At 55.2% G+C, this 7137-nt stretch carries 7 protein-coding genes and 1 pseudogene; 4 read left to right on the top strand and 4 right to left on the bottom strand.

Features of this window, described 5'->3' with window-relative positions; genetic code table 11:
• A partial coding sequence (locus R6T97_RS08905; protein WP_410348937.1) for a cbb3-type cytochrome c oxidase subunit I occupies window positions 1-1084 on the bottom strand: 1084 nt, incomplete at its 3' end.
• Window positions 1085-1306: 222 nt separating this feature from the next.
• On the opposite strand from R6T97_RS08905, the gene R6T97_RS08900 reads away from it, so the two are divergent.
• On the top strand, window positions 1307-2140 hold the full coding sequence (locus tag R6T97_RS08900; RefSeq protein ID WP_410348936.1) for a universal stress protein: 834 nt from the start codon (window positions 1307-1309) through the stop codon (window positions 2138-2140).
• 32 nt (window positions 2141-2172) lie between these two features.
• On the opposite strand, the gene fnrL is transcribed toward R6T97_RS08900, so the two are convergent.
• The gene (gene fnrL, locus R6T97_RS08895; RefSeq protein ID WP_410348935.1) at window positions 2173-2892 is read right to left on the bottom strand and encodes a transcriptional regulator FnrL; all 720 of its coding nucleotides are present in this window, start codon (window positions 2890-2892) and stop codon (window positions 2173-2175) included.
• A 244-nt stretch (window positions 2893-3136) separates the two neighbouring features.
• Between fnrL and R6T97_RS08890 the strand changes: the two genes are divergently transcribed.
• Together R6T97_RS08890 and R6T97_RS08885 are read left to right on the top strand one after the other, a co-directional pair.
• The gene (locus R6T97_RS08890) at window positions 3137-4537 is read left to right on the top strand and encodes a selenium-binding protein SBP56-related protein (RefSeq protein WP_410348934.1); all 1401 of its coding nucleotides are present in this window, start codon (window positions 3137-3139) and stop codon (window positions 4535-4537) included.
• A 12-nt stretch (window positions 4538-4549) separates the two neighbouring features.
• Window positions 4550-5215: a hypothetical protein gene (locus tag R6T97_RS08885; RefSeq protein WP_410348939.1), complete on the top strand. Its 666-nt coding sequence runs from the start codon at window positions 4550-4552 to the stop codon at window positions 5213-5215.
• On the opposite strand, the gene R6T97_RS08880 is transcribed toward R6T97_RS08885, so the two are convergent.
• Both R6T97_RS08880 and R6T97_RS08875 read right to left on the bottom strand, forming a co-directional pair.
• Entirely contained in the window at window positions 5212-5979 is a 768-nt protein-coding gene (locus R6T97_RS08880) for an IclR family transcriptional regulator (RefSeq protein ID WP_410348933.1), read from the bottom strand. The genes R6T97_RS08885 and R6T97_RS08880 overlap by 4 nt on opposite strands.
• 17 nt (window positions 5980-5996) lie before the next feature.
• Window positions 5997-6959 (bottom strand): annotated as a pseudogene (locus R6T97_RS08875) (TRAP transporter large permease subunit); the annotation flags it as partial.
• Window positions 6960-7003: 44 nt separating this feature from the next.
• Here R6T97_RS08875 and R6T97_RS08870 point away from each other — a divergent pair.
• A partial coding sequence (locus R6T97_RS08870; protein ID WP_410348938.1) for a hypothetical protein occupies window positions 7004-7137 on the top strand: 134 nt, incomplete at its 3' end.

Genomic DNA, 7137 nt, shown 5'->3' with positions numbered 1-7137 from the left:
GATCGGTGCGCAGCTTGTCCCATGCGCCTTGCAGCGTCATCAGACCGTTGATCATACCGCCCCAGCTCGGCATCCAAAGCACGATGGAGAAGACCATACCAAGGGTCGATGCCCAGTCAGGCAGTGCCGTGTAGTGCAAGTGGTGTGGACCCGCCCAGATATACAGGAAGATCAGCGCCCAAAAGTGGATGATCGACAGCTTGTACGAAAAGACCGGACGACCGGCCTGTTTGGGCACGAAGTAGTACATCATACCAAGAAAGCCCGCCGTCAGGAAGAAGCCCACTGCGTTGTGACCATACCACCACTGCACCATCGCATCCTGCACACCACTGAACACCTGCACAGACTTGCTGCCCCAGATGCTAACAGGGATGCTGAGGTTGTTGACGATATGCAGCATCGCCACAGTGATGATGAAGCTCAGAAGGAACCAGTTAGCCACATAGATGTGCTTTTCCTTGCGCTTGAAAATCGTGCCGAGATAAACCACCAGAAAGGCCACCCAGACGATCGTCAACCACAGGTCGATATACCACTCCGGCTCGGCGTATTCTTTGGATTGCGTCGCACCAAGCAAATACCCTGTCGCGGCCAGCACGATAAAGAGGTTGTAACCCCAGAAAACAAACCAGCCCAGATTGCCGCCCCAAAGACGCGCACCGCAGGTCCGCTGCACGATATAGAACGACGACATGATGAGGGCGTTGCCCCCGAATGCAAAAATCACCGCACTTGTGTGCAGTGGGCGGAGCCGTCCGAAATTGCCGTAAGGTTGGAGAACCTCGAAGTTGAGTTGCGGGAACGCCAACTGAAAGGCGATAATCACCCCAACCAGAAATCCGACAACACCCCAAAAGCCCGTGGCGATCACGCCCGCACGGACGACATCGTCCATATAGCCTTCCGGTGTTGCCGCGACCGGCGCGTCCATGTTGCGCAGCACGTGCACAAACAGGAAGGCACCAACCGCCATAATAATCATGGCGTGTACGATATACGCGACATCACGCCCCCAGTTTGCAGCGATAGCAGCAAAGAGCGTGACACACCCCAATGCTATCAACTTGATATAGTTCCCCATAAGAGATCCCCTTCTTTGGCCGGATCGCGGAATGGGTCCGACAGCTACTTGGTATTTTCGCTTATGGAATCTGGGGCGCGTCGGGTCCTTGATGTGGATCAATGGGTCATTTGACATGGATCAAGGCAGCATTTTCACAGCCTTGGCAGGGTGACATCAAGGAGCGGTTTTGCGCGAACGATCGCCCCCCTATTTAGAACCGATATGGGGAAGACCGGACAAATGTCATACAAGATCCTTGCAACGATTTTAACGGATACCGACCAATCCACAGAGGGCCTTGATGCCGCGATTTCGCTTGCTGATCGGATGAACGCGCATCTTGATATCTACATCGTGACCATCAGCCACACCGAAACCACCAACTACTACATCGGTGCCGAGGCGCTGATGATCGCCGAACAGACCCGCGATGCTATGATGCACCGCGACAATATCGAAGTTTGGCTCAAAGACCGAATGCACGGTGAACTGGTGCGCTGGTCGGCGCAAGCAGCCACGGTTCAGGGCCCTGCTCTGACCGGTTATCTTGCACGAAAATTACGTTTTTCTGATTTGGTGGTCCTCCCCAAACCTTATCAGAACAACCCGGAGGCTGCGTCTTTGGTCGAAGCGTGTCTTTTTGCCGCCGAGCGTCCGGTCTTGATGATTCCCAAAGGCTGCAAGGCACCTGATGCAGGTGGCCATGTGCTTATGGGATGGAACGACGGGGCCGAGGCACTGGCTGCGGCCCGTGCCGCCCTGCCACTTCTAGAACAGGCCGAAGTCACCGATATATGCATTATCGACCCGCCAACCCACGCCGCGGACCGCTCTGATCCCGGCGGCGCCATGGCACAATACCTGATGCGTCACGGCACAAGATCAGAAGTCGCCGTACTGGCCAGAACGGAACCGCATGTGGGCGAGATACTGCTGCGGCGCGCCAAGGAAGTGGGCGCACAGATGATCGTCAGTGGTGCATATGGCCATTCGCGTCTACGCGAAGCGGTTTTTGGTGGGGCGACCCGGAGTCTGCTGGAAGCGGCTGACTTGCCAATCTTGATGTCACGCTGACGGCGACTTGATCGTTATCGAAGCGTTATGGCTTATTCGTCTTCACCGGTCTCGGCCTTGAGGGCCTCAAGATCGGGCACACGGATATCCCGCCGTTCGTCAAATGCGATCAACCCGTCTTTCTTGAGCGCCGACATCTGCCGACTTACGGTTTCGATCGTCAAGCCGAGGTAATTCGCCATCGTTTCCCGTGTGATCGGCAGCGTAAAGGTTGCTGCCGCAGTTTCACCAGGCTTCAAAGATGCCATCCGCACCGCAATCATATGCAAGAGCGATGCGATCTTTTCGCGTGCCGTCTTACGACCCAGCACAAGCATCCATTCGCGCGCGGCGTCCAGTTCATCCAGCGTCATCTCAAGAAGGCGCTGCCCGACGTGCGGCGTTTCCGTGATCATAGTCTCGAATGGTTTGCGTCGGAAACAGCAAAGCATGACATCCGTTTCCGCAATCACGTCACACTCAATGGTTTCACGATTGGGTCGGCCCATGAAATCGCCCGGCAAGAGCAGGCCGACCATCTGGACACGGCCATCCGGCAGTGTGCGGGTCATACTTGAGACACCGGAAACGATGGAACCCACAAATTCCAGAGGATCGCCGCCGAAAAAAATAGTCTGACCAGCCGAATAGCTCCGATAGTATTTGATATCTTCAAGCTGAGACAATTCGTCTGGATCGCACTTGGAACAAACAGCGTTGTAACGGATCGGACAGTCTGAACAGGAACGCAGTTTGGGAACGGCGAGCGTCATATGATGTATCCCCAGTGTGTTTCGCTACCGGCACTATGGCCTGAATCGATGCGGTTGACCAACTAGTAATTCTGACGCAACCACCTGTCTAATCGAATTTACAGTTTTTTTCTTGACTCAAACAGCGGTGCTGAGACCATACTTAGGTCAATTGTATGACATTTGATGCTGCCTTTTTAGGCATCCGGCCATCTGGCCCAATAAGCCTGAACTGGCGCGTTTTCTTTAACTGGGAGGAAGAAGAATGAACCTGAGACCTGATCCAACATTTTATCCAACGGCGAAGATCGCGATGGAAGCACCGGTTGAAACGGTGGCTTTTACCCTGATGCTCAGCCCCGATGGCAGCCAGCCAGACGGTCTTGCCGTTGTCGACGTTGACCCAACGTCAGACACTTACGGCAAGATCGTGCACAGCCTTTTCATGCCCAACAAGGGCGATGAATTTCACCATTTCGGTTGGAACGCCTGTTCGTCCGCGCTGTCGCCGCTGAGCGGTCACGCCTTTCTTGAACGCCGCTACCTGATCATTCCTGGCATCCGGTCCAGTCGTATCTACATCATTGATGTCAAAGAACCACTGAAAGCCAAAATCCACAAGATCATCGAACCCGAAGAACTGTTCGAAAAAACCGGCTATTCGCGCCCTCACACCATACACTGCGGTCCCGAAGGTATCTATGTCTCGACCCTTGGCGGCGGCGGCAAAGACGGAACCGATGGTCCTCCGGGTATCTTCATCATGGATTGCGAGACCTTTGAAATTCTGGGCCGCTATGAAATGGATCGCGGAATTCAGGATAAGCACTACGATTTCTGGTGGAATCTACCGCGCGATTACATGGTCAGCTCCGAATGGGGCCTGCCTCCGCAGTTCGAGAACGGCATCGTACCCGAAGATCTGTTGTCCAACAAATACGGGCACACGATCCATTTCTGGGATCTGCGCGCGCGCAAGAATATCCAGAGCATCGATCTGGGCGAAAATCACCAGATGGCCTTGGAAATCCGCCCTGCCCATGATCCGGCCAAGGAATACGGCTTCTGCGGTGTCGTCGTGGATACCACAAACCTGCAAGGCGCGATTTTTACATGGTGGCGCAAAGATGACGGCACGTTCGAGGCCAAGAAGACGATCACGATTGATCCGGTCCCGGCAGATGCCGATGACCTACCAGACTTGCTCAAGGGTTTCGGCGCCTGCCCGCCCTTGGTCACCGATATCGACCTGAGCCTCGATGACCGTTTCCTGTATGTGGCGTGCTGGGGCTTGGGCGAGATGCATCAATATGATGTCTCCGATCCGATGAACCCCAAGCTGGCAGGCAAGGTTGATCTTGGCGGGATCGTCAAGAAAACCAAACACCCCAACGGTCAGGACTTTGGCTATGGCCCCCAGATGGTCGAGATCAGCCGCGACGGCAAACGCGTCTATTGGACCAACTCGCTTTATTCCACGTGGGACGACCAGTTCTATCCCGGCGAAAGAGGGGCTGCGATGGTCATGGCGGATGTTGGAAAAGACGGAGGATTGACCTTGAACAAGAATTTCTGGGTCGACTTCCCGGAAGGTTATCGCAGTCACCAGATCAGGCTTGAGGGCGGCGACTGTTCGACCGACAGTTTCTGCTATCCATCGGTCTGACCCTTGTTCGAGATGACCACAGTGACGGCCCTATGGTGGGCCGTCATCGTATCGGGCCTGTATCACGGCCTGAACCCCGGGATGGGGTGGCCGCTCGCGGTCTCGGCTGCATTGATGGAGCGCAAGACCTCTGCTCTGCCCGGTGCCCTTGTGGCGCTTGCAGGTGGGCACTTTCTGGCGATGTGCGTGATTTTGCTGCCGTTTTCGTTCATGGTGACATTGGTCTACTGGGAAGGACACATCCGGATCGGTGCGGGATTGCTGGTCATAGGTCTGGGCGTCTACTTGTTGATCAATCGCAAACATCCCAGGTTCCTTGCCCGCGTGCCGCCGTCGCGGCTGGCGCTCTGGTCTTTTCTGGCCGCGATGGCGCATGGCGCGGGCCTTATGCTGGTGCCTATCTTCTTGGGGATATGCGCGCCTGAAGGCCTTGATGCGGGCCACCGTGCAGCAGAGAATTTGATGGCCCGCAATGTTGGCATGGCGTTTATCGTAGCGGGTGTGCACACGGCGGCCATGACCCTTGCAGGTGGGGCGCTGGCGGCAGGCATGTATTTCTGGCTCGGACTGAAATTCTTGTCGCGGGCGTGGTTCAACTTGGATGTTGTCTGGGCGCTTAGTCTGATCCTCGTCGGGGCGATCGGGATCATGACGGCATCACATACCATGCCGATCTAGCGCCCGGCGATAGCTGCCAGTTCATCGGCTGCCTTGCGCAGCGGTTCAAGATATTCGATGAGATCGGGCAGATGCCGCCGTTGTTCCGGTGCGTGGATCGACAGGGTCGACAAAAGTCGTCCTCTGTTGTCGAGGATCGGTACCGCAATCGCCGTCATGCCGGGCATGAATTCTTCATCGTCCGTGGCATAGCCGCGCTCACGCGTTCGGGCCAAATCCTCTTGCAGCTTAGCGGGATCGGTAATGGTCTTTTCGGTCTGCTTATCAAGCGCATGATTGTTCAAGAAGCGTTCAAGATAATCGGGACGCAGGGTCGACAGATACATTTTTCCACTCGCCGTACAATGAAACGGCACCTGTGTGCCAACAGGCAGCTGGATGCGCAGCGGCCAGTGTGTTTCGACCCTGTCCAGATAGAACATCCCTTCGCGTTCGGGAATCGCTATGTTGCAGGTTTCGCCAACCTGCACCGCAAGGGATTTGAGAACCGCCAGACGTACGGTGCGTACCCGTTCCGAGGATAGCGTATTAGTCGACAAAAGGCGCATACGACGGCCGGGGCTGTATGAACGACCGTCGATGTCACGTTGTAAAAACCCTTCGGCTTCGGCCGTGGCAAAGAGGCGGTGAATGGTTGGTTTGGGCAGACCCAAAGTCTCATTCACCACCGAAGGGGTTACAGGGACACCGACTTTCGCGACCTGCTCCAACAGCAACAAGAGCCGCAGATTGGTCGGAATGTGGCCGGTGTCCTCATCTTTCATGTCTCTCGCTTTCTACCTTATCTATCCGGCAAGATAGCAAGAGCCGTTTCAGGCACAAGGGCTACGAAGAACCAGACACTGATCAAAGCGATCAGGTAAGGTATGATGTAGCGCAGTAGTCTGAAGTACGGCACCCCAGTCACACCCGAGGCAACATAGAGGTTCAGACCATAGGGCGGTGTCACAAAGCCGATAGACGCACCCACAAGGAACACAACCGCAAAGTGGATCGGGTCAATACCGACCGACGCCGCGATTGGGGCCAGAATAGGTGCAAGGATGATAGTGACCGGCAGGGACTCGAGAATCATCCCAGTGACAAATACGATCGCCATAGACGTGAACAGTACCGCATAGTAGCCCCCCATACCGGTCACAAATTCACCGATAAAGTCTTTGGCGCCCAACGATGACATCACTTGCTGCATCGCAACCGACACGGCAATCAACGGGACAAGAATGCCCGATATCTGTGCAGACCGCGACACAATCGAAGGGATCTGTGGAATGGTGAAGCCTTCGACAACAAACATCGATGCAAAGCTCTTTTCTTCGACAGGAAGATCAGAAGAACTGCCCATGATCCGGTTCAGTGGATAGGATACGAGGCCAATGAACACACAGAAACCAACAGTCACACCAGCCGCCTCGGTCGGCGAGAACTTACCGGTGTAGATGCCCCAAAGTACCAGACCGATGGCAAAGAAGCCCAACCATGCGCCGATACCCGTCTTGATCATCCGCGTAATCGAAAGGCCGATCAGAACGCCCCAGCCGTTGATGGTACAGATGATGAAGGCTGCGGTCATCATGCCCAGAACCATCAACGCCCCCGGAATGATACCCGCGACAAACAGGTCAGAGATCGGCAGGTTCAGCAAAAAGCCATACACGATGAAGATGATGGAAGGCGGGATGATGATACCCACCGTACCACCCGCAGCAGCGGTCGCCGCCGAGAAGCGTTCATCGTAGTTGCCCTCTTTACAACTATGTCGGCCAACCCTGGAAAACGCAGAAACGTATCCGGCATTTGCTGAAACAATGGTTCCGCAACGACCTGATGGGCATACCGCATCAGGGCCACCTCATCGCACTGTTCTCTGGTGATGCCGGCTTCCTTTGTCACATTTTCAGCGGTCTGGATCATGGCGTTTT

It is taken from the genome of Yoonia sp., assembly GCF_046498525.1.
Classification (GTDB): Bacteria; Pseudomonadota; Alphaproteobacteria; order Rhodobacterales; family Rhodobacteraceae; genus Yoonia.
The sequence above is the reverse complement of the archived record's forward strand: the minus strand, read 5'-3'. Positions and strand labels throughout refer to the sequence as shown.